This window comes from Actinomadura rayongensis (assembly GCF_009831215.1).
Taxonomy (GTDB): Bacteria; Actinomycetota; Actinomycetes; order Streptosporangiales; family Streptosporangiaceae; genus Spirillospora; species Spirillospora rayongensis.
Map to the genome: position 1 here is coordinate 1,057,234 of NZ_WUTW01000001.1, position 21,938 is coordinate 1,079,171.

Consider the following 21,938-nt stretch of genomic DNA (forward strand, 5'->3'; position numbering starts at 1 on the left):
CGGAGGTCGAGGGGTCGTGTCGCACGAGCCTGCCACAGGCGTCCGACAGAACGCTCGTTAAGCTCGCCGCGACGGTGACCGTGACGATGACGAGCGTGCGGGAAGGGGCGGACGTGGGCGAGTTCGTGCGGGTGGAGATCGAGGACGGCGTCGCGACGATCCGGCTGGACCGGCCGAAGATGAACGCCCTGAACGCGCAGATGCAGGCGGAGCTGACCGAGGCGGCGGCCCAGGTGGGCGACGACGACGCGGTGGCGGCGGTCGTCCTGTACGGCGGGGAGCGGGTGTTCGCGGCGGGCGCGGACATCAAGGAGATGGCCGCGCTGTCGGCCGCCGACATGGCGGGCGCCCGGTCCCGGCGGCTCCAGGAGTTCACGACGGCCCTCGCCGCGATCCCCAAGCCCGTGATCGCCGCGATCACCGGGTACGCGCTCGGCGGCGGCCTGGAGGTCGCGCTGACGGCCGACTTCCGCGTGGCGGGCGAGGGCGCGAAGGTGGGGCAGCCGGAGATCCAGCTCGGCATCATCCCCGGCGCGGGCGGGACGCAGCGGCTCGCCCGCCTCGTCGGGCCGTCCCGCGCCAAGGATCTCGTCTTCTCCGGACGCCACGTGACGTCGGACGAGGCGCTGGCCATCGGCCTGGTGGACCGGGTCGTCCCCGACGACCGCGTGTACGCCGAGGCGGTCGCGTGGGCGCGGACGTTCGTCGGCGGCCCGGCGGCGGCGCTGCGCGCGGCCAAGGAGGCGATCGACACCGGGCTGGAGGTCGATCTGGCGACGGGCCTGGAGATCGAGCGCGTCCAGTTCGCCGCGCTGTTCGCCACCGAGGACCAGAAGATCGGGATGAAGGCCTTCACGGAGAAGGGCAAGGCCGAATTCACCGGCCGCTGACGAGAGAAGCCGGAGCCGTCCGAGATGTACCGCAAACATCCCGGACGACCCCGGCGTCCAGAGCCCTCAACCCTCGCGTTCGGGGTTACCCGCTACTTTCCCGGTCAAACCTGTCCCCGGTCGGTAGCATCAGCCGCCATGCGACAGGCGTACCGATCGGCCCTCGTGACGGGCGCGTCCAGCGGCATCGGCGAGAGCTTCGCGCGGCTCCTCGCCCGGCGCGGCACCGGCCTCGTGATCGTCGCGCGGCGCGGCGACCTCCTGGACGCGCTCGCCCGCGACCTGGTCGAGCGGTACCGCGTCGCGGTCGAGGTCGTCGCCGCCGACCTCACCGATCCCGAGCAGCGCGCGGCCGTCGAGGAACGGCTGCGCACCGACCCGGTGGACCTGCTGGTCAACAACGCGGGCTTCGGCGCGTTCGGCGGGTTCGCCGACACCGCCCTGGACGACCAGCTCCGCCAGATCGAGCTGAACGTGACGGCGCTCGTCCGGCTCACGCACGCCGCTTTGCCGGGAATGCTGGAACGTGGCAGGGGCGGCGTGCTGAACGTCGCGTCGATGGCCGGTTACACGCCGTCACCGGGCAGCGCGACGTACGGCGCGACCAAGGCGTACGTCACGGCGTTCTCCGAGAGCCTGCACGCGGAGGTGGCGGGACGGGGCGTCCACGTGACGGCCCTGTGCCCCGGCTTCACCCGCACCGACGAGGAGACCCCGCCGAACCTGCTCTGGCTGCGCCGCGAGGACGTCGCGCACGCGGGCCTCGCGGCCGTCGAGGCGGGCCGCGCGCTGTGCGTGCCCGGCGCGCAGTACAAGGCGGCGCTGCCCGCGCTGCGGCTGATGCCGCGTCCGCTGCTGCGCGCGGCGGCGAACCGGATGTGGCGGCAGGCCGCCGCGACCCAGTCCGGAAGCGCGTAGACGCGCACTCGGCGACGGGTCGCGCGCCGCCTGTTTGCCGGTGGGCTACAAGAAAACCGGGTTTCGCTTGTGGTCGGGGAGCTTGACGGGGATTGCCCCGCCTCGCGACCATCAACCTACGCTTTAGTAGGTTGCGCGGCCGGTCCCCTCCGACGGCGCGGCGCCGTCCGGAAGCGGGGAGCCCCGCCCCCGCCGTCCACCCAGCGAAGGAACAGCATGTCCGTCACCCCCGAGGAGAAGTTCCAGACCGGCCTGATGCTCGAACTGGAGCAGGTGGCCGAGAAGGAGCTGAACCGGCACCTGTCCACCGCGGACGAGTGGTTCCCGCACCAGTACGTCCCCTGGTCGCTCGGCCGTGACTACGACGGCCCGCTCGACGGCGACGGCTGGACGCCCGAGGACTCCACCCTCAGCACCGAGGCCCGCGAGTCCCTGATCGTCAACCTGCTCACCGAGGACAACCTGCCCGGCTACCACCGCGCGATCGCCAACGTCTTCGGCAACGAGGGGGCGTGGGGCACCTGGGTGAACCGGTGGACGGCCGAGGAGAACCGGCACGGCATCGTCATCCGCGACTACCTGACGGTCACCCGCGCCGTCGACCCGGTGGCGTTGGAACGCGCCCGCATGAAGCACATGCAGCTCGGCTACGAGGCCGCGCACGGCACCGCGTTCCTGCACGGCAACGCCTACGTCTCGTTCCAGGAGCTGGCCACGCGCGTCGCGCACCGCAACACCGGCAAGGCTTCCGGCGACCCGGTGTGCGAGCAGATGCTCACGCGCGTCGCCAAGGACGAGAACCTGCACATGATCTTCTACCGGAACCTCATGGGCGCGGCGCTGGAGATCGCGCCGAACGAGACGATGCGGGCGATCACCGAGGTCGTCAAGGAGTTCCAGATGCCCGGGTACGGCATCGACGGGTTCCTGCGCAAGTCGGTCATCATCGCCAACGCGGGCATCTACGACCTGCGGCTGCACCACGACGACGTCCTCACCCCCTGCCTGCGCAAGTGGGGCGTGTTCGAGCGGACGTTCACCGGCGACGGCGCCAAGGCCCGCGACGAGCTGGCCGAGTTCATGGAGCAGCTCGACGCGGCGGCCACCAAGTTCGAGACGCGCCGCGAGGAGCGCCGCGCCCGCCTCGCCGCGCGGGAGAACTGACCCCCCGGAAACCCTTCCCTTACCCCGCGCCGGAACGCATCGGGCTTCCGGGACGTCCAACAGTCCGTGGGGACACGGGGGCATCGTGACCGCGCCGCGGACGCGGCGGACGCCGGGCGCCGGGGGGCGCCGGGTGGAGACCGCCGCGCGCGATGCGCGAGGGTAGGGTTTCGGAAACGATGAAGGGGGCTGTCACGTCCGGGGAGATGATCGGCGAGTACCGCGTTCTCCAGACCCTCGGAGAAGGCGGCATGGGCGTCGTCCACCTCGGCGCCGACCCCGTCGGGCGGAACGTGGCGATCAAGGTCCTGCGGCCGGCGGTCGCGGGGGACGCGACGGCGCGGCGGCGGCTCGCCCGCGAGGTCGACTCGATGCGGCGCGTCCACAGCCCGCACGTCGCGGAGATCCTGGACGCCGACGTCACGGCCGAGCGGCCCTACATCGTCACCCAGTACGTCCCGGGGCGGACGCTGGAGGAGATCGTCGAGGAGCGCGGCCCGATCGACCCGGCGGGGCTGCAGCGGCTCGCGCTCGGGCTGGCGTCGGCGCTGTCGGCGATCCACGGGGCGGGCATCGTCCACCGCGACATGAAGCCCGGCAACGTCATGCTGGTGGACGGCGAGCCCGTCGTCATCGACTTCGGCATCGCGCAGGGCGCCGACGCGACCCGGCTCACCGCGACCGGCATGGTCATCGGCACGCCCGGCTACCTCGCCCCGGAGATCATCGAGGGGGAGGACGCGGGGCCGCCGTCCGACATACACGCCTGGGCCGGGACGGTCGCCTACGCCGCGACCGGACGGCCCCCGTTCGGCTCCGGCACCTTCGAGTCGATCTTCTACAAGATCATGTCGGGGACGCCGGACCTGGACGGCGTGCCCGCCGCGCTGCTGCCCATGCTGCGGTCGGCGATGGCGCGGCACCCGGCCGAGCGGCCGACCGCGGTGGACCTCGTCCAGATCGCACGGCGCATCCACATCGACTCCACGATCACCGACGGCACCCGGATCGACGACCACTACCCGGCGCGCAACACCGCCGGCCCGGCCGAGACGATCGTGGAGACCGGCAACGACCGGCCCGAGGCGTTCGCCGCCCCGGCGCCCGCGCCCACGCTTCAGCCGAAGGACTTCCGGGGGCTGCTGCCGCCGGTCGCGCCGCCGCCGCCCGTCCCGCCGCCCGGCCCCGCGCCGCACGAGACGGGACGGCAGTTCGGCCCGTCCGGCACGAACCCGTTCGACAACCCGTACAACCGGTCGGGGTATCCGCCCGCGACGGCGCCGACCCCGCCGCCGCAGCCGCCCGTCCCGTACGACCCGTACCGTCCGCCGCAGCAACCACCGCCGCAGCCGCCGCCGCACCAGCAGCGGCCCGGTCCGCACGCCGGCCCGGAGCCCGAGCGGCGCAAGCCGTTCGCGCTGTACCGGGTGATGAGCGGGCTCGTGCTCGTCGCGCTGCTCGGGTTCGCCCGGATGACGCCGGTGCTGGCCGTGCTGGTGACGATGACGGGCGTCCTCGTGCTGCGCGCCGCCGACAAGGCCGCCAAGGGCATGGAGGACCGCCGCACCCGGCGTGGACCCCGGACGGGCGACGCCGTCGGCGCGGCCATTCGCTCGCCGCTGCACCTGCCCGGCGCGGTGCTGACGACCGCGCTGCTGTCGGGGCTCAGCCTGTTCGCGGGGCTGGTGCTGCTGGTCGTGCTGATGTTCGTCAAACCGGACATGGGCGCGTCCACCGCCACCGCGTACGCGGCGATGCTGGTCATCCTGCTGCTGTCGCTCGCGCCGGGCAGCGGGGCGCCGCGCCGCCAGCTCGCCCGGGTGTGGGGCGCGCTGCTGCCGCGCTCGGAGGTCGCGCTCGGCGGGACGGTCGTGCTCGGCGTGTTCGCGGCCGTGCTCGTCGTGCTGTCCCAGGGCCGTCCGCCGGACACCACGCCGGTCGACGGGATGAGCCAGAGCCTGGACGACCTGCGCGGCAACGTCCGCGACCTCGTCGACGGCGGCATCCCGTTCATGTGACGCCATCGATCGATAGGGTGGCGGACCCATGAGCGGGGAGACACGGGAACGACTCGGCGACTACCGGCTGCTGCGGCCCCTGTCCGACGGCGCGCACGGCGGCTACCGCGCGGCCGGCCCGGACGGACGCGACGTGGCGATCCGCTTCCTGCGCCCGGACGCGCCGCCGCCGGACGTCGCGCGCCTCGCCGCGATCCGCAGCCCCTACGCCGCCGACGTGCTGGACGGGGGCGAGGACGCGGGCGCCGCCTACCTGGTGTTCCGGTTCGTCCCGGGCCGTCCGCTGGCCGCCGAACTCGCCGACCAGGGCGCCGTCCACGGCGCGGCGCTGCGGACGCTGGCGCTGGGCCTGGCCAAGGCGCTCGCCGCGATCCACGCCGAGGGCCTGGCGCACGGCGCCCTCGGCCCGGACACGATCGTGATGGTGGACGGCGCGCCGGTGGTGATCGACGTCGGGCTCGTTCCCGGCGACCCCGCCGCCGACCTGGCCGCCTGGGCTCAGGTGGTGACGTCCGCCGCCGACGAGCCGCCCGCCCCCCTCGCTGCCCTGCTCCGGACCGCGACCGAACCCGGCACGACGGCCGCCGCCCTGGTCACCGCGCTCACCGCCCTCGACCTCGGCACGCCCCCCGTCCCACCCCCACGCCCCGCCCCGACCCCGCCCGCGCCCACTCCGGCCGTGCAGGGAGTGGACGGGGTGCCTGCGCGGCCGGAGGGCGGGGTGCCGGTGCGGGGGGTGGACGACGCGCGGGCGCGGCATGAGCTGGCGGTCGCCCATGGGTGGGCGCGCTTGCTGGCCGTGCTGGTCGTGGTGATCGCGGCCGGGGTGAGCGTGCTCGCGCCCGTCCCCGGGACGGTGCTGTCGCTCGGCGCCGTGACGGTGCTGCGCGCGACGGGCGTCCGGCCGCGCGCGTGGGGCGCGGTCGCGGCGGTCGGCCGGACGGCGGGCGCGCTGCCCTATGCCGCCGCCGTCGCGGTCGCGGGGACACTCGGCCTGGTCGCGCTGGCCGTCGGCGGCGCCGCGATCGAGCCGCTGGACGCCGCCGCGCTCGGCGCGGGCGCGGGCACGGTCGCGCTGTGGACGGCCCCCGGCGCGTCCCTGCCCCGCAAGCGGCTGGAGCGGGCGTTCCTGCGGACGGCCCGCGTCCCGCACCGGATCGCGGCGGCCGGGATCGTCCTCGGCCTCGCCGCGTTCGTCGTCCTCGCGGCGGCGCTGTCGCTGCAGCCGAGCTTCGCCCCGCTCTACGGAACCCAGAGCTCGCTGGAGGCGTCGCTCGCACGGCTGCAGGCGCGGCTCGGGTGACTGTCCCGGCGGACATTTCCGTGCGCCCGTTGGCATGAAGTGAGCTGTTCGGGGGACTGTGTTCGCACAACGGAACAGTCGCCGTGGAGCGTGGGTAAGGTCTCACCGACCTGGATTTGCCACCAGGCTACCGATCGGTAACATCAGGATCGCACGGTCGAAACGAGGACCCCCGTCCGAAGCACGTTCGGGTCTTTGGCAGGCTGTGTTGCGACTCACGCGTCGACCCGCCCCGGGCGGCGCACCTCAGTCCGCTCCTCGGGCGGCCAATGGAGTGCAGGGAGGTCGGCCACCGGCCATGAACATCGTCGTCCTGGTGAAGCAGGTTCCCGATACGGAGAGCCCGCGCAAGCTGAAGTCCGAAGACAGCACGCTCGACCGCGCTGCCGCGGACGGTGTTATCAACGAACTCGATGAGTACGCCATCGAGGAGGGGCTGCGCATCAAGGAGGCCCACGGCGGCGAGGTGACCGTCGTCACCCTGGGCCCCGGCAAGGCCACCGAGTCCATCCGCAAGGCGCTGGCGATGGGCGCGGACAAGGCCGTCCACGTGCTGGACGACGCGCTCGCCGGGTCCGACGCGCTGCAGACCTCCTACGCCATCGCGCAGGTCCTCGGCCGCACCGGCTTCGACCTCGTGATCCTCGGCTCGGAGTCGACCGACGCGCGCACCGGCGTGCTCGCCGCCATGCTCGCCGAGCGGCTCGGCGTCCCGCAGGTCTCGCTGGCCAACAAGGTCGAGATCGAGGGCTCGTCCATCAAGGCCCAGCGGATCACCGACTACGGCTTCGACCGCGTCGAGGCGACCCTGCCCGCGGTCGTCAGCGTCGTCGAGAAGATCAACGAGCCGCGCTACCCCTCGTTCAAGGGGATCATGGCGGCCAAGAAGAAGCCGGTCGAGACGCTCGGCGTCGCCGACGCCGGGATCGACGCCGGCCAGGTCGGTCTCGCCAACGCGGCGACCGCCGTGGTCGACTTCGCCGAGGCCCCGCCGCGCGCACAGGGTCAGATCGTCAGCGACGAGGGTGACGGCGGCACGAAGATCGCCGACTTCCTCGCCGCCAAGAAGTTCGTCTGAGCGGGGAAGGGGAGTCAGGGAAGATGGCAGAGATTCTCGTCCTCGTCGATCATGTCGACGGCGAGGTCAAGAAGGTCACGCTGGAGCTGCTGACGCTGGCCAACCGGCTCGGCGAGGCTTCGGCCGTGTGGGTCGGCGCCGGCTACGACGGCGCGAAGGACAAGCTGGCCGAGTACGGCGCGCAGAAGGTCTACGTCGGCGCGGACGAGGAGCTGGCCTCCTACGTCGTCGCCCCGAAGGCCGCGCTGCTCGCGCAGCTCGTCCAGGAGAAGTCCCCGGCGGCCGTGCTGGTCGCCGCGACGGGTGAGGGCAAGGAGGTCGCCGGGCGGCTCGCCGTCAAGATCGGCTCCGGTGTCCTGACCGACGTCGTGGACGTGGCCGACGGCTTCGTCGCCGAGCACTCGATCTTCGGCGGCGGCACCATCGCGCACGCCAAGGTCACCACCGGCACGCCCGTCATCGCGGTGCGCCCGAACGCCGTCGCCGCCGAGGCCGCCCCCGCGACCCCGGCCGAGGAGCAGGTGACCGTGGCCCTGTCGGACACCGACAAGGGCACCAAGATCGTGGAGAAGGTCGTCCAGGAGAAGGGCGAGCGCCCGGACCTGACCGAGGCCGCGATCGTCGTCTCCGGTGGCCGCGGTGTCGGCGGCGCGGAGAACTTCAAGATCATCGAGGGCCTGGCCGACTCGCTCGGCGCGGCCGTCGGCGCCTCCCGGGCCGCGACGGACGCGGGCTGGTACCCGCACCAGTTCCAGGTCGGCCAGACCGGCAAGACGGTGTCGCCGCAGCTCTACATCGCGGTCGGCATCTCGGGAGCGATCCAGCACCGGGCCGGGATGCAGACCTCGAAGACGATCATCGCGATCAACAAGGACTCCGAGGCCCCGATCTTCGAGCTGGTCGACTTCGGCGTCGTGGGCGACCTGTTCCAGGTGGCCCCGCAGCTCACCGAGGAGATCACCAAGCGCAAGTGACGGTGGCTCCGCGCCCGACGCCCCGGTGACGTTCCCGTCGCCGGGGCTTCGGCGTTCTCAGGAGCGCCGTGGCGTCGGCGCGGCGGTGACCTGCGGGTTCACCAGGCCCGTCAGCTCGGCGTAGGGGACGCGCAGGTCGTCCTGGCCGCACGCGGTGATGCCGCCGAGCGCGACGAGGTCGACCATCACGTGCAGCGCGTCGCGCTCCAGGGCGAGCTGGACGGTGCCGTCCCGCCCTTCGACCTGCGCCCGCGTCAGGACGGCGGGCGCGGTCTCCTCCAGGCAGGCGAAGTTGGAGTCCGGCCGGGCGCGCAGGCGTTCCACGAACGTCCGCAGGCCGGACGCGGTGAGCCCGGCGGGCAGGAAGATCGCCGCCGCCGGGACGGCCCGTCCGGTCGCGAGGTCCACGGTGACCAGCCGCGACCGCGCCCACGTCGAGTGCGTCAGCACCGCGCCCTCCTGCGTGATGTCGTACTTGACCGACAGGTAGCGCGGCCCGTCTTGCAGGTAGCCGGACTTGACGATCATCTTCGTCGGCCTCGCGCCGTACTGCGCGAGGCCCCGGCGGTACTCGGCGGCGCGGGCGTCCACGGGCGCGCGCAGCGCCGCGTTGATCTTCTGCGCCAGGCCCGCGCGTCCGCCGGTGACGCGGGGGAGCCGCCCGGTGAGCGTCAGCGGGTTCCCCGGCTCGTTCAGCGCGACGGTCGTGTACGCGAGCGCGGGCGGGGGCTTGGTCTCGTCGCGGGTCGCCACGTAGACGGCGCCGCCGCCCGCCGCCGCGACGGCGACCGCCGCCCCGGCCGCGAGCGCCGCGCCCTTGGCCCCGCCGAGCCCGGCCAGCGCCGCGCCCTGCCCCGCCGCCCCGGCGCCCGCGCCGCCCGCCGCGCCTCCGGCCGCGGCGCTCCCGGCCGCCGCGCTTCCGGCCGGGGCGAGGCCGAGCGCGGCCAGCGGGAACGCCGCCGCGACCGTCGCGGCGGCCCCGGCCAGCGCGCGGACGCCCCGGTGCTCCCAGTCGGGCCCGTACGCGGCGCCCGCCGCGGCGGCCAGCTCGGCGGCGAACGCGGCGGCGCCCGCCGGACGGCTCCACGGGTCCTTGGCGAGCCCCCGCTCCACCAGCGGCCGGACGCCCGGCGGCAGCCCGTCCAGCGGCACCGGCGCGCCGAGGTGCGCGTTCATCAGAGCCGCCTGGTTCGGGGCGGAGAACGGCTTGTGCCCCGTCACGCACTCGTAGAAGACGGCCGTCGCGGCGTACACGTCCGTGGCCGGGGACGCGGGCTCGCCCCGCCACTGCTCGGGCGCCATGTAGGCGGGGGTGCCGGAGCGGTCGGCGGCCCCGGCGTCGGCGGCGATGCCGAAGTCGATGAGCTTGCTCAGCCCGTCCGCCCGGACGATCACGTTGGCGGGCTTGTAGTCGCGGTGGACGATTCCGAGCCCGTGCGCCGCCGCCAGCCCCCGCAGCGACCCGCTGAGGACGGCCAGCGCCGCCTCCGGGGCCAGCGGGGCGCGCTCGTCCAGCACGGTCCGCAGCGGCACGCCGTCCACGGCCTCCATGACGATCGCCGCGCCGTCGCCCGTCTCGACCAGCCCGTACAGCCGTGTGACGTGCGGGTGGTCGAGTCGGCTCAGCAGGCCCGCCTCGTCCCGGAGCCGGTCGCGGAACGTCGCGTCGGCGGCCAGGTCCGGGGCCAGGTACTTGATCGCGGCGGTGCGCCCGGTGGCGTCGTGCCGGGCGAGGACGACCCGTCCCTGGCCGCCCTGCCCGAGCACGCCCAGCTCGCTGTACCCCGGAACCCGCCAGTCCGTCATCGTGCCCTCTTTCCGTGGTCGACGTCCGTTTCTATCGGATGCCGGTCACGCGAGGACGGTTCAGGCGGCGACGGTGCCCGCCTCCGGCTCGGGGACGGGCAGCGGCTCGCGGGCCGCGACGTCGCGCCGTCCGCCGAGCGGGACGTACCGCGCCCCGAACCCGACGACCAGCGCCAGCAGCACCGCGACGCCCACGCCGAACCGCAGCGACGTGGCCTGCGACAGGAACCCGATCACGACCGGGCCGAGCAGCAGCCCGCCGTAGCCCATCGCGCCGACCTGGGCGACGGCCGCCGCCGGGGCGTCCGGCGCGGCGGACCCGGCCAGCGAGATCGTCGTCGGGACGACCGTGCAGATCACGAGCCCGGTGACGAAGAACCCGCCGATCGCGACCGGCGCGGACGGCGCGGTGACCACGACGGTCATCGCGGCGGCCGTGCCGAACCCGGCCCAGGCCAGCAGGCGGCGGGTGCCGAGCCGCATCCGCAGCCGGTCCCCGACGAGCCGGCCGAACAGCATGGCCAGCTCGAACATCGGGTAGCCGAGCGCGGCGACGGCCTGCGTGGTGCCCAGCTCGTCGTGCAGGAACAGGCCGCTCCAGTCGGCGATCGAGCCCTCGGTCATGAACGCGATGAACGCCAGGCCGCCGATGATGTAGACGGCCAGCGGCATGCGCGTCCGGCGCCGGGAGGCCGCGCGGGACGCGGCCCGGTCGGGCAGGTAGGTCGGGCCGAGCGCGATCCCGGCGGGCAGCGCGGCGAGCGCCGCGACGAGCACGGTCGGGGTGAACCCGAGCCCGGCGGCGGCGGTCGCGACGCCGAGCAGGCCGCCGCTCATCGCGCCGACGCACCAGCCGGCGTGCATCCCGCTCATCACCGACCGGCCGTACGCCTGCTCGACGACGCTGCCCTGCGCGTTCATCGAGACGTCGGTGACCCCGAACGCCATCCCGAACACGCCGACGGCGACGAGCAGCGCCGCGTAGTCCGGCGCGAACGCGACCCCGAGGTAGGACAGCGCGGTCAGCGGCAGCGACACCCGCAGGACGGCGCGGCTGCCGAAGCGGCCGAGGACCGTCCGCAGGCCCTGCATGGCGGCCAGCGCCCCGAGCCCCCAGACGAGGACGACGACGCCGACGGCGCCCTCGTCCGCGTGGAACTTCGCCGCCAGCGCGGGCATCCGGGCCGTCCAGACCCCGCAGAGCAGCCCGGCCAGCAGGAAGGTCAGGAACGTTCCAGCGCGGGCACGGAGCAGCATGGCTCACCTCTTTCTCTGATCGGCCGGGACGCGCCCGGAGACGTGCGGACGCCCGGCCTACCCGAGGCCGGGCGATTTCAAGGGTGGGTCAGCGGTCCAGCAGCGCGAGCATCCGGCGCTCCAGCGCGGCGAGCTGCTCGTCGTCGTAGAGGCCGGGGGCGTGGCTGACCACTTCCCACAGCCCCTCGGCGGCCAGCCGCACGATCGCCGACGCCGCCGGATCGGGATCGGACGGGTCGGGATGCCCGTGCCAGCGGCGCATCGCGGCGTTCAGCGGCGCGGCCAGCTCGGGGTCCGTCGCCGCCGCCATGATCGCCGACCAGCGCCGGTACGCCCGGGCCTCGCCGGTGAGGATCTCGAACGTCGCCCGGACGTAGGCGCGCGTGTACGCGCCCGGAGCGTCGTCGATGGACGACCCGATGAGGTCGTCGAAGTCCTCGATCACGCGGGCGACGAGCGCCTGGACCAGCGCTTCCTTGGTGGGGAAGTGGTAGAGGAGCCCGCCCTTGCTGACGCCCGCGCGGTCGGCGACGGCGGCGAGCGTGAGCGCCTGGGTCCCCTGTTCGGACAACAGGGACTCGGCGGCGTCGAGCAGGGCGTTCTTCCTCATGGCGGACTCCACTGTACCGACCGGACGGTACAGTTGCCAACACGCCCGGCGCCATGGTCATTCCCGGCGGAAGGGAACCGGTGCCGCGCGGCTACTGTTGGTGCTGTGGTGACCTACCTCGACCATGCCGCGACGACCCCGATGCTCCCGGCGGCCGTCGCCGCGATGACCGCCGAGCTGAGCGGTCTCGGCAACGCGTCGTCGCTGCACGCGGCGGGCCGCCGCGCCCGGCGCGCCGTCGAGGAGGCCCGCGAGATCGTCGCCGAGGCGTTCGACGCCCGGCCGAGCGAGGTCGTGTTCACCTCCGGCGGCACCGAGGCCGACAACCTGGCCGTCAAGGGGATCTACTGGTCGCGGCGGGCCGCCGACCCGCGCCGCCGCCGGATCCTCGCGGGCGCCGTCGAGCACCACGCGGTGCTGGACGCCGTCCAGTGGCTCGCCGAGCACGAGGGCGCGGTCGTGGAGTGGCTGCCCTGCGACGAGCACGGCCGGATCGCCCCCGAGACGCTGCAAGCCGCGCTCGGCGACGGCACGGACGTCGCCCTCGCCACCGTCATGTGGGCCAACAGCGAGGTCGGGACCGTCCAGCCCGTCGCGGACCTGGCCGCCGTCGCCGCCGAGCGCGGGGTGCCGTTCCACACCGACGCCGTCCAGGCCGCGCCGCACCTGCCCGTCGCGTTCGGGGCGTCCGGCGCCGCCGCGCTCACGCTGAGCGGCCACAAGCTCGGCGGCCCGCTCGGCGTCGGCGCGCTGCTGCTCGCCAAGCCGGGCCCTCGGCTGGACGCCGACCCGGTGCCCGTCCTGCACGGCGGCGGGCAGGAGCGCGACGTCCGGTCCGGGACGCTCAACACGCCCGCGATCGCCGGGTTCGCCGCCGCCGTCCAGGAGTCGGTCGCCCGCCGGGAGGCCGAGGCCGCGCGCCTGGCGGTCCTGCGGGACAAGCTGATCGACGCCGTCCGCGCGGCCGTGCCCGACGCCGTCCTCAACGGCCACCCCACCGACCGGCTGCCCGGCAACGCCCACTTCTCCTTCCCCGGCTGCGAGGGCGACGCGCTGCTCATGCTGCTGGACGCGCGCGGCATCGCCTGCTCCACCGGCTCGGCGTGCTCGGCGGGCGTGTCCCAGCCGAGCCACGTCCTGCTGGCGATGGGCGCCGGCCCGGCGCGGGCGCGCGGCTCGCTGCGGTTCACGCTCGGGCACACCTCCACCGAGGCCGACGTCGCGGCGCTCGCCGAGGCCATCGCGCCCGTCGTGGAGCGGGCGCGCCGCGCGGGCCTCACCTGACCGGCGCGTTTGCGTCCCCGCCAGGCGGGAACCCTGCCGCCGACGCGGGAGGAGAACGACATATGACGTCGACGCAGCAGGTCACGGCGGCGGCCGGGGACGGGTTCCGCCGTGCCGCCGGGCACCCCTGGTTCCACCGGCTGTCGCGCGCCGGGCTGGCGGCGCGCGGCGCCATCTACCTGCTGATCGGCTGGCTGGCCGTGCAGATCGGCCTCGGCGACGGCGGCGAGCAGGCGGACAAGAAGGGCGCGCTCCAGCTCGTCGGCGAGAAGCCCGGCGGGACGGTCGCGCTGTGGGCGCTGACGCTCGGCTTCCTCGGCCTCGCCCTGTGGCGGTTCGCCGAGGCCGCGTACGGGCAGCCGCAGGCCGACGGCCGCAAGCCCGTGAAGCGGCTCGCCTCGTTCGGCCGGGGCGTCTTCTACACCGCCGGTTTCGCCGGAATGCTCGGGTTCATCCTCGGCCAGGGCGGGCAGTCCAGCGACGAGCAGTCCCACTCCTACACCGCGCGAGCGATGGAGCACCCCGGCGGACGGTGGCTCGTCCTCGCCGTCGGGCTCGGATTCGTCGCCTGGGGCATCGGGAACATCGTCGGGGCCGTCCGGCGGACGTTCCTGAAGAAGCTGCGCCCGATGGGCCCGACGGCCGCGCCGGTCGTCAAGACGCTCGGGATCGTCGGACGCAGCGCGCGCGGCCTCGTCTTCGGCGGCGTCGGCGTCTTCCTCGCCCGCGCGGCCATCGCCTTCGACCCGAACCAGGCGCGCGGCCTGGACGGCACGCTGCGCGAGTTCGCCGGCACGCCCGCCGGGCCGTGGCTGCTCGTCGCCGTCGCGCTCGGCCTCGTCACGTTCGGCGCCTACTCGCTGTGCGAGGCGCGCTGGCGCAAGGTCGAGGCCGCCCGCTGAGCCGCTACGGCCGGTTGCTCAGGGACGGTAGGGCGCGAGGGCGCTCCACGCCGGGTCCGGGGCGGACGCGACCTTGGCCTTGCCCTCGTCCCAGCCCGCCGCGAGCTGGTCCAGCTCGGCCAGCACCGACGACCCCGGATCGGCGTACAGGTGGAAGACGCGCAGGCCGTCGCCGGTCTCGATGGCCGCCAGCACCGCCCGGTCGCCGAGCGAGCCGAACCGCTTCTCGAACTTGCGCAGCGCGCCCGACGACGGCTCCACCGGCAGCCGGTCGGGGTTGGCGTGCCGGTAGGGGACGGCCACCGTCACGTGCAGGTCGCACAGCGGATGGTCCTGCCGGTGCAGCGGGAACCGGACCATGACGCGGGACGGGTGCCCGCGCGGCGTCCGGCCCTCCCCGGTCAGCCACGCCTGGTCGGCGAACGGCTCGGCGACCTGCTCCACGACCGCCGCGAGCAGCGCGGGCGGCAGCGCGTCGATCGGGGCCTCCTCGGCCGTCGTGATCCGGCCGATCCAGCGGGCCGCGTCGTCCTCGCCGAGCGCCCAGTCCAGCAGGTGCCGCGCCACCTGGAGCCGCTGCTCCTCCGACACGAACAGGAAGTCGGGGTGGTAGGCGGTGATGTCGACGCGGGCGCGGGCCTGGTCGGCGCGCATCCCGAACCGCGCGTACTCCAGGTCGAACTCGTGGTCGCCGAGGACGAGCCGCTGCGCCAGCATCTCCGGGTCGGGCTGGCGCGCCGGGTAGTACCGCCAGTGCGCGCCCGCCGAGCGGGGGACGGCCCGGTGCCAGCGCTCGGCCAGCCCGCGCAGCGCCGGGTCGCCGCCGCCGGTGACGGTCAGCGCGGGGCCGCGGCCGTCCGAGCCGCCGATCTCCCACTCCAGGTCGGGATGGATCCGCCCGACGCGGTGCGACAGCTCCTCGACCAGTTCGGTCGGGAGGCCGTCGACGTCGTCCTCGTCCTGCTGCCGCTCCAGCGCGGACTCGATGGACGGGCGGGCCTGCGCCCACCACTCCCAGAACTCGCTGATGGCCGCGGGGGCGGCGGCGGACATGTCGCGGGGGCGGCGAAAGATTCCCATGGCGCGTCACATCGTACGCGGATCACGCGTTATTCCGAGGCCGCGTCACCAAGGTCACCGCCTACTCTGGAGGGGCTATGACTCTGCGCGTACTGGCCGCCATGTCCGGCGGCGTCGACTCCGCGGTGGCCGCCGCCCGCGCCGCCGAGGCCGGGCACGACGTCACCGGCGTCCACATGGCCCTGTCCAGCAACCCCCAGTCCTACCGGTCCGGGGCGCGCGGCTGCTGCACCCTGGAGGACGCCAGGGACGCGCGCCGCGCCGCCGACGCCATCGGCATCCCCTTCTACGTCTGGGACCTCGCCGAGCGCTTCCACCGCGACGTCGTCGAGGACTTCGTCAGCGAGTACGCGGCCGGCCGCACCCCGAACCCCTGCCTGCGCTGCAACGAGAAGATCAAGTTCGCGGCGCTGCTCGACAAGGCGCTCGCGCTCGGGTTCGACGCCGTCTGCACCGGGCACTACGCCCGCTCGGACGGGACGGTCCTGCGGCGCGGCGTCGACCCCGGCAAGGACCAGTCGTACGTCCTCGCGGTCTGCACGCCCGAGCAGCTCCGGCACGCGCTGTTCCCGCTCGGCGACACGACCAAGGCCGAGATCCGGCGCGAGGCCGACCGGCGCGGCATCCAGGTCGCGGCCAAGCCCGACAGCCACGACGTCTGCTTCATCGCCGACGGCGACACGCGCGGCTTCCTCGCCGAGCGGCTCGGCGCGGCGCCCGGGCCGATCGTGGACACCGCGGGCGCCCGCGTCGGCGACCACGACGGCGCCTACGCCTACACGATCGGGCAGCGGCGCGGCCTGCGCATCGGGACGCCCGCGCCGGACGGCAGGCCCCGCTACGTCCTGGACATCTCCCCGGCGACCAACACCGTCACGGTCGGCCCGCGCGAGGCCCTGGACGTCACCGAGATCACGACCGGCGCGCCGGTGTGGCTCGCCCCGCCGCCCGCCGGGCCGTTCGGCTGCTCGGTCCAGCTCCGCGCGCACGGCGAGGTCCACCCCTGCACGGTCGAGCCCGGCCCGGACGGCCTGCGCCTGCTGCTCGCGACCCCCGCGCGCGGCGTCGCCCCGGGCCAGACCGCCGCGCTCTACGACGGCGACCGCGTCCTCGGCTCGGCGACGATCGCCACTACGCTGCGCCCGTGACGAGTTTTTCGTGGGGGCCCGGGACGGCCACCGGCGTCGGTTCGTACCCGGGCGAGGACGGCGCCGAGGCGCTGCGCGTCGTCCTCGGCGAGCTGCCCGAACTGCCGCATCTGCCGGAACTGCCGGGACGCGGGGTCGGCGCGGACCTGATCGGGCGCACGGCCGGGCTGCTGGTCGACCTCGCGGTGCGGGTCGAGCCGTCCGGATGGCGCTTCGGGGACCGGCCGGGCCGCGACACGCGCCGCTCGCTGGACCACCTCGCGCGCGACCTCGACGTCCTGGAGGAGGTCGCGGGCGCGCACGACGGCCCGTTCAAGATCCAGGTGTGCGGGCCGTGGACGCTGGCCGCCGCGATCGAGCTGCGCACCGGCGACCGCGCGCTCAAGGACCCGGGCGCCGTGCGGGACCTCACCGCGTCGCTGGCCGAGGGCGTCGCCCGGCACGTCGCCGACGTGCGGCGCCGCCTGCCCGGCGCGACCCTGCTGCTCCAGATCGACGAGCCGTCGCTGCCCGCCGTCCTCGCCGGGACGGTCCCGACCGCGAGCGGCCTGTCCCGGCTGCGCCCGGTGGAGGAGCCGGTCGCGCAGGAGGCGTTGCGCTCGGTGCGCGAGCAGGCCGGCGACGTTTTCACCATCGCGCACTGCTGCGCGCGGCGCGTCCCGTACGGGCTGCTGCGCGGGGCCGGGTTCGGCGCGCTGTCGGTGGACCTCGCGCTGATCCCCGCGCGCGACGACGACCCGGTCGGCGAGGCGATCGACGCGGGCGTCGGGCTGTTCCTCGGCGCCGTCCCCGCCACCGACACGGCGCTGCCGCCGCTCGCGGCGACCGCGCGGCCCGTCCGGGACCTGTGGCGGCGGCTCGGCTTCCCGCCCGCCCGGCTGGCCGAGCAGGTCGTGATCACCCCGGCGTGCGGGATGGCGGGCGCGTCGCCCCGGTACGTCCGGACGGCCCTGAAACGCTGCCGCGACACGGCCCGGATGCTGTACGAGGCGGCCGACTGAGCCCGGCCCGGCAAGGTCGAAAAATGTCACTGGCACCGGCGACAATAGGGCCATGACCTTGAGCGATGGACTTCCCGACGGCGCCGCGGCGCGGCACGCCGAGCTCGCCGAGCGGATCGACGAGGCCAACTACCGCTACTACGTCCTCGACCGGCCGACGCTGAGCGACGCCGAGTACGACGACCTGATGCGGGAGATCCAGGCGCTGGAGGCCGCGCATCCCGAGCTGGTCACGCCGGACTCGCCGACCCAGCGGGTGGGCGCGCCGATCATCACCGAGTTCGCGACGGTCGCGCACCTGGAGCGGATGCAGAGCCTGGACAACGCGCGCAACGCCGACGAGCTGCTCGCCTGGGACGAGCGCGTCCTGAAGGAGGTCGGCGAGGTCGCGGCGTACCTGTGCGAGCTGAAGATCGACGGGCTGGCCATCGCCCTGGTCTACGAGAACGGACGGCTCGTGCGCGGCGTCACGCGCGGCGACGGGCGCACCGGCGAGGACGTCACGAACAACGTCCGCACGATCGACACGATCCCGGACCGGCTGACCGGGGAGGGCTGGCCGGAGCTGCTGGAGGTGCGCGGCGAGGTCTTCCTGCCCGTCGAGGGGTTCCAGCAGGTCAACGAGCTGCAGGTCGAGACGGGCCAGCCGCCGTTCGCCAACCCGCGCAACGCGGCGGCGGGGTCGCTGCGGCAGAAGGACCCGCGCGTCACGGCGCAGCGCCCGCTGGAGATGCTGGTCCACGGGTTCGGCCGGTGGGAGGGCGGCGTCCACCCCGACAGCCAGGCCGAGGCGTACGAGATGATGCGCGGCTGGGGCCTGCCGGTGAGCGACCGGTACAAGGTGCTGCCGGATCTCGACGCCGTCCGCGAGTACATCGCCCACTACGGCGAGAACCGGCACGAACCGTCCTACGAGATCGACGGCGTCGTGGTGAAGGTGGACCAGTTCCCGTTGCAGCGGCGCCTGGGTTCCACCTCGCGGGCGCCGCGCTGGGCGATCGCGTGGAAGTTCCCGCCGGACGAGGTCAACACCAAGCTCCTCGACATCAAGGTCGGCGTCGGCCGCACCGGGCGCGTCACCCCGTACGGCGTGATGGAGCCGATCAAGGTCGCCGGGTCGGTGGTCGCGTACGCGACGCTGCACAACGGCAGCGAGGTGAAGCGCAAGGGCGTCCGCATCGGCGACACCGTCGTGCTGCGCAAGGCGGGCGACGTGATCCCCGAGATCGTCGCGCCGGTGGCGGACCTGCGGGACGGCTCCGAACGCGAGTTCTCGATGCCCGAGAAATGCCCCGAGTGCGGCACGACGCTCGCCTACGAGAAAGAGGGCGACGTCGACATCCGCTGCCCGAACGCGCAGTACTGCCCGGCGCAGCTCCGCGAGCGGCTGTTCTTCGTCGCCAGCCGCAACGCCCTGGACATCGAGGCGCTCGGGTACGTCGCGGCGACCGCGCTGACGCAGCCGCTGGAGCCGTCCGAGCCGCCGGTGCGCAACGAGGGCGACCTGTTCCATCTGACGGTCGACGACCTGCTCCCGATCCGGTCCGTCGTCCGGGACCAGCGGACGGGCCTTCCCCGCATCGACGACAAGACCGGCGACCAGAAGATCGTCACGTTCTTCGCCACCAAGGACGGCGAGCCGAAGAAGACGGTCGAGAAGCTGTTCGAGGAGCTGGAGAAGGCCAAGAAGCAGCCGCTGTGGCGGGTGCTCGTCGCGCTGTCGATCCGGCACGTCGGGCCGCGCGCCGCGCAGGACCTGGCCCGCTCGCTGCGGTCGATGGACGCGATCCGCGCCGCCACCGAGGAGGAGCTGGCGACGGTCGAGGGCGTCGGGCCGACGATCGCGGCGTCCATCAAGCGGTGGTTCGAGGTGGACTGGCACCGGGAGATCGTCCGCAAGTGGGAGGAGGCGGGCGTGCGGATGGCGGACGAGGGGCCGACCGGTCCGCGTCCGCTGGAGGGCGTCAGCGTGGTGATCACCGGGTCGCTGGAGGAGTTCAGCCGCGACTCGGCGACCGAGGCCGTCCAGGACCGCGGCGGCAAGGTCACCGGCTCGGTGTCGAAGAAGACCGGGTTCGTCGTCGTCGGCGACAGCCCGGGGTCCAAGTACGACAAGGCGATCAAGCTCGGGGTGCCCGTCCTGGACGAGTCGGGGTTCCGGATCCTTCTCGACCGGGGGCCGGAAGCGGCCACGAACGCCGCGATCCCGCCGGAGGAATGACGCCTCGCGCCCCGGGCGGTCCTACCAGCGTAAAGTTACCCAAGCGTACCGCTGGGCGGGCTTTTCGGGGCGCATCACCACGAATCGGCATAACGGAACGTGCCCAATCGGTTTCGCGAGGTTGGTTCCAGGTCGTACCCTCCCAGTCATCAAGGTTCCCGAACCCCCCGAGATGGTGATGAAGGACCCGAACAACACGCGGAACACGCCGCCGCGCCGGGGCTCCCCGCTGTGGATCTACCTCACGACCGTCACCCTGCTCGGCTTCGCCGTGTGCGCGGCGGCGTTCGCCGGCCTCGGCGGCGGCGCGCGGGACGCGCTCGCGACGAGCCCCGTGTTCGGGATCCTCGCCTGCCTGGTACTGGCCGGGGAGCTGCGTCCGATCGTCACGCCGGGCTCCACCGAGGACAGCGGCGCCAGCACCGCGACGACCTTCTCGTTCGCCGCCCTGCTCTACGCGGGACTGCCCGCCGCGCTCGCGCTGCGGGCGGTCTCGCTGGTCGTCTGCGGCGGGCTGTGGCGCCGCGCCCCGCACCGCATCGGCTTCAACGTCGCCCAGTACGCGCTGAGCCTGGCCGCCGGGCAGCTCGTCCTGACGGCGTTCGGGACGGGCGGCTCCCCGCTCCACCCCTGGGTCCCCGACGGCGACGACCTCGTCGCCATCGCGCTCGCCGGGGCCGCGTACTTCGTCTGCAACGACGCGCTGGTCGCGGGGGCGGTCGCGCTGCACGAGCGGATCTCGCCGCTGCGCGCGGTGCGCGGCGACCTCGCCTACCAGGTGCTCGTCCATCTGGCGCTGCTCGGGCTGGCGCCGCTCGTCGTCACCGCGATGGACCGTTCGGCCGCGTTCCTGCCGCTGATCGTCCTGCCGTTCATCGCCGTCTACCTGAACGCGTCCGCGTCGGTGCGGCGCGAGCACCAGGCGCTGCACGACGGACTGACCGGCCTGCCCAACCGCAAGCTGCTCACGCTGCGGACCGAGGAGGCCCTGGCCCGCGTCCGCACGGCCGACCGCCGCGCGATGCGGGCCGTGGCGGGGCGCGCGGTGCCAGGGCGGCGCGGCGAGACACGTGCCCGGGCGGCGTTGTTCCTGCTCGACCTGGACCGTTTCAAGGAGGTCAACGACACGCTCGGGCACCTCACCGGGGACCGGCTGCTCCAACTCGTCGCGCACCGCCTCACCCACGCCGTCCGGCCCGGCGACCTGGTCGCGCGGCTCGGCGGGGACGAGTTCGCGGTGCTGCTGCCGTCCGTCCGCGACGAGGCCGCCGCCCGCGAGGTCGCCGCCCGGCTGCGCGCCGCGCTGAGCGAGCCCGTCCGGCTGGACGGCATGACGTTCGACCTGGACGGCAGCGTCGGCATCGCGCTGTGCCCCGACCACGCGCAGGACTTCGAGTCCCTGCTGAAGCGCGCCGACGTCGCGATGTACCACGCCAAGCAGACGCGCGGCGGCGTCGAGGTCTACGCGCCCGCGCAGGACCGCAACTCCCCGGCTCGGCTGCGGATGCTCGGCGACCTGCGCCGCGCCGTGGACCGCGGCGAACTGGAGCTGTACTACCAGCCGAAGGTCGCGCTGCGGGACGGCAAGCTCGTCGGCATGGAGGCGCTGCTGCGCTGGCGCCACCCCGACGAGGGGCTGATCGGGCCGGAGCGGTTCCTGTCGGTCGCCGAGCAGACGTACCTGATGCGGTCGATCACCGGCTACGTCGTCCACGCCGCGCTGGCGCAGACCGCCGCGTGGTGGCGGGAGAACCTGACCGTCCAGGTCGCGGTGAACGCCTCGGGCCGCGACCTGTTCGACGCGGGCCTCACCGAGGTCGTCGAGGACGGCCTCGCCCGGCACGGCCTGCCCGCCGCCGCGCTCCAGCTGGAGATCACCGAGCGGATCCTCATGAACGAGTCGGCGTACGCGTCCGAGACGGTCGGCAAGCTCGCCGGGCTCGGCATCCCGCTCAGCCTGGACGACTTCGGCACCGGCTACTCCTCGCTGGTGCGGCTGCGGCGGCTGCCCGTCGAGGAGATCAAGATCGACGCCTCGTTCGTGCGGCGACTGACCCGGTCGCCCGACGACGCGGTGATCGTCCGGTCGATCATCGATCTCGTCCGGACCCTCGGGCTGCGCTCGGTCGCCGAGGGCGTCGAGGACCCCGGCACCGCCGGCGCGCTGCGCGAACTCGGCTGCGACGCCGCGCAGGGCTACCACTTCGGCCGCCCGATGGACGCCGCGACCGCCACCGACTGGCTCCGCCGCCGGATGGAACGGGCCCCCGAGCCCGCCGCCTGA

17 protein-coding genes are annotated in these 21,938 nt (G+C 74.3%); 13 read left to right on the plus strand and 4 right to left on the minus strand.

Annotated features, from left to right (window positions below; genetic code table 11):
* Positions 1 to 113 precede the first annotated feature (113 nt).
* The 7 genes from GQ466_RS05110 (at position 114) to GQ466_RS05140 (ending at position 8,345) form a co-directional block, all read left to right on the plus strand.
* A complete protein-coding gene (locus GQ466_RS05110; RefSeq protein WP_161101572.1) occupies positions 114 to 890 on the plus strand; it encodes an enoyl-CoA hydratase-related protein in 777 nt (258 codons plus the stop codon).
* A 138-nt stretch (positions 891 to 1,028) separates the two neighbouring features.
* Positions 1,029 to 1,808 (plus strand): SDR family NAD(P)-dependent oxidoreductase, encoded by a 780-nt coding sequence (locus GQ466_RS05115; RefSeq protein ID WP_161101573.1) that lies wholly within the window; start codon positions 1,029 to 1,031, stop codon positions 1,806 to 1,808.
* 216 nt (positions 1,809 to 2,024) lie between these two features.
* Positions 2,025 to 2,972: an acyl-ACP desaturase gene (locus GQ466_RS05120; protein ID WP_161101574.1), complete on the plus strand. Its 948-nt coding sequence runs from the start codon at positions 2,025 to 2,027 to the stop codon at positions 2,970 to 2,972.
* Positions 2,973 to 3,151: 179 nt separating this feature from the next.
* A complete protein-coding gene (locus GQ466_RS05125) occupies positions 3,152 to 4,990 on the plus strand; it encodes a serine/threonine-protein kinase (RefSeq protein ID WP_161101575.1) in 1,839 nt (612 codons plus the stop codon).
* Positions 4,991 to 5,018: 28 nt separating this feature from the next.
* A complete protein-coding gene (locus GQ466_RS05130; protein WP_161101576.1) occupies positions 5,019 to 6,293 on the plus strand; it encodes a hypothetical protein in 1,275 nt (424 codons plus the stop codon).
* Between the two features lie 298 nt (positions 6,294 to 6,591).
* Positions 6,592 to 7,371, plus strand: coding sequence for an electron transfer flavoprotein subunit beta/FixA family protein (locus GQ466_RS05135; RefSeq protein ID WP_161101577.1), 780 nt, complete (start codon positions 6,592 to 6,594; stop codon positions 7,369 to 7,371).
* A gap of 23 nt (positions 7,372 to 7,394) precedes the next feature.
* The gene (locus GQ466_RS05140; protein WP_161101578.1) at positions 7,395 to 8,345 is read left to right on the plus strand and encodes an electron transfer flavoprotein subunit alpha/FixB family protein; all 951 of its coding nucleotides are present in this window, start codon (positions 7,395 to 7,397) and stop codon (positions 8,343 to 8,345) included.
* A 57-nt stretch (positions 8,346 to 8,402) separates the two neighbouring features.
* On the opposite strand, the gene GQ466_RS05145 is transcribed toward GQ466_RS05140, so the two are convergent.
* The 3 genes from GQ466_RS05145 to GQ466_RS05155 all read right to left on the minus strand — a co-directional run bounded on the left by GQ466_RS05145 (position 8,403) and on the right by GQ466_RS05155 (position 12,018).
* A complete protein-coding gene (locus tag GQ466_RS05145; protein WP_161101579.1) occupies positions 8,403 to 10,151 on the minus strand; it encodes a serine/threonine-protein kinase in 1,749 nt (582 codons plus the stop codon).
* A gap of 60 nt (positions 10,152 to 10,211) precedes the next feature.
* On the minus strand, positions 10,212 to 11,408 hold the full coding sequence (locus GQ466_RS05150; RefSeq protein WP_161101580.1) for an MFS transporter: 1,197 nt from the start codon (positions 11,406 to 11,408) through the stop codon (positions 10,212 to 10,214).
* Positions 11,409 to 11,496: 88 nt separating this feature from the next.
* Positions 11,497 to 12,018: a TetR/AcrR family transcriptional regulator gene (locus tag GQ466_RS05155; protein ID WP_161101581.1), complete on the minus strand. Its 522-nt coding sequence runs from the start codon at positions 12,016 to 12,018 to the stop codon at positions 11,497 to 11,499.
* Positions 12,019 to 12,126: 108 nt separating this feature from the next.
* Here GQ466_RS05155 and GQ466_RS05160 point away from each other — a divergent pair, with 108 nt between their 5' ends.
* Complete coding sequence (locus tag GQ466_RS05160; protein ID WP_161102409.1) at positions 12,127 to 13,302, plus strand: aminotransferase class V-fold PLP-dependent enzyme; 1,176 nt, start codon at positions 12,127 to 12,129, stop codon at positions 13,300 to 13,302.
* A 62-nt stretch (positions 13,303 to 13,364) separates the two neighbouring features.
* Positions 13,365 to 14,204, plus strand: a complete 840-nt coding sequence (locus GQ466_RS05165) for a DUF1206 domain-containing protein (RefSeq protein WP_161101582.1) — start codon at positions 13,365 to 13,367, stop codon at positions 14,202 to 14,204.
* A gap of 18 nt (positions 14,205 to 14,222) precedes the next feature.
* On the opposite strand, the gene GQ466_RS05170 is transcribed toward GQ466_RS05165, so the two are convergent.
* Positions 14,223 to 15,284, minus strand: coding sequence for a DUF695 domain-containing protein (locus GQ466_RS05170; RefSeq protein ID WP_237417597.1), 1,062 nt, complete (start codon positions 15,282 to 15,284; stop codon positions 14,223 to 14,225).
* A gap of 77 nt (positions 15,285 to 15,361) precedes the next feature.
* Between GQ466_RS05170 and mnmA the strand changes: the two genes are divergently transcribed.
* The 4 genes from mnmA to GQ466_RS05190 all read left to right on the plus strand — a co-directional run bounded on the left by mnmA (position 15,362) and on the right by GQ466_RS05190 (position 21,938).
* Positions 15,362 to 16,432 (plus strand): tRNA 2-thiouridine(34) synthase MnmA, encoded by a 1,071-nt coding sequence (mnmA, locus tag GQ466_RS05175; RefSeq protein ID WP_161101583.1) that lies wholly within the window; start codon positions 15,362 to 15,364, stop codon positions 16,430 to 16,432.
* Positions 16,429 to 17,433, plus strand: a complete 1,005-nt coding sequence (locus GQ466_RS05180) for a uroporphyrinogen decarboxylase/cobalamine-independent methonine synthase family protein (protein WP_161101584.1) — start codon at positions 16,429 to 16,431, stop codon at positions 17,431 to 17,433. Before mnmA ends, GQ466_RS05180 begins: the two co-directional genes overlap by 4 nt.
* Positions 17,434 to 17,485: 52 nt before the next feature.
* Complete coding sequence (gene ligA / locus GQ466_RS05185; protein ID WP_161101585.1) at positions 17,486 to 19,654, plus strand: NAD-dependent DNA ligase LigA; 2,169 nt, start codon at positions 17,486 to 17,488, stop codon at positions 19,652 to 19,654.
* 172 nt (positions 19,655 to 19,826) lie between these two features.
* Positions 19,827 to 21,938, plus strand: coding sequence for a putative bifunctional diguanylate cyclase/phosphodiesterase (locus GQ466_RS05190; protein WP_161101586.1), 2,112 nt, complete (start codon positions 19,827 to 19,829; stop codon positions 21,936 to 21,938).

Excerpts from the sequence above, each read along its gene's own strand:
- GQ466_RS05115 (WP_161101573.1), top strand. The coding sequence starts at position 1,029 with ATGCGACAGGCGTACCGATCGGCCCTCGTGACGGGCGCGTCCAGCGGC.
- GQ466_RS05120 (WP_161101574.1), top strand. The coding sequence starts at position 2,025 with ATGTCCGTCACCCCCGAGGAGAAGTTCCAGACCGGCCTGATGCTCGAA.
- GQ466_RS05125 (WP_161101575.1), top strand. The coding sequence starts at position 3,152 with ATGAAGGGGGCTGTCACGTCCGGGGAGATGATCGGCGAGTACCGCGTT.
- GQ466_RS05130 (WP_161101576.1), top strand. The coding sequence starts at position 5,019 with ATGAGCGGGGAGACACGGGAACGACTCGGCGACTACCGGCTGCTGCGG.
- GQ466_RS05135 (WP_161101577.1), top strand. The coding sequence starts at position 6,592 with ATGAACATCGTCGTCCTGGTGAAGCAGGTTCCCGATACGGAGAGCCCG.
- GQ466_RS05140 (WP_161101578.1), top strand. The coding sequence starts at position 7,395 with ATGGCAGAGATTCTCGTCCTCGTCGATCATGTCGACGGCGAGGTCAAG.
- GQ466_RS05145 (WP_161101579.1), bottom strand. The coding sequence starts at position 10,151 with ATGACGGACTGGCGGGTTCCGGGGTACAGCGAGCTGGGCGTGCTCGGG.
- GQ466_RS05150 (WP_161101580.1), bottom strand. The coding sequence starts at position 11,408 with ATGCTGCTCCGTGCCCGCGCTGGAACGTTCCTGACCTTCCTGCTGGCC.
- GQ466_RS05155 (WP_161101581.1), bottom strand. The coding sequence starts at position 12,018 with ATGAGGAAGAACGCCCTGCTCGACGCCGCCGAGTCCCTGTTGTCCGAA.
- GQ466_RS05165 (WP_161101582.1), top strand. The coding sequence starts at position 13,365 with ATGACGTCGACGCAGCAGGTCACGGCGGCGGCCGGGGACGGGTTCCGC.
- GQ466_RS05170 (WP_237417597.1), bottom strand. The coding sequence starts at position 15,284 with ATGGGAATCTTTCGCCGCCCCCGCGACATGTCCGCCGCCGCCCCCGCG.
- mnmA (WP_161101583.1), top strand. The coding sequence starts at position 15,362 with ATGACTCTGCGCGTACTGGCCGCCATGTCCGGCGGCGTCGACTCCGCG.
- ligA (WP_161101585.1), top strand. The coding sequence starts at position 17,486 with ATGACCTTGAGCGATGGACTTCCCGACGGCGCCGCGGCGCGGCACGCC.
- GQ466_RS05190 (WP_161101586.1), top strand. The coding sequence starts at position 19,827 with ATGGTGATGAAGGACCCGAACAACACGCGGAACACGCCGCCGCGCCGG.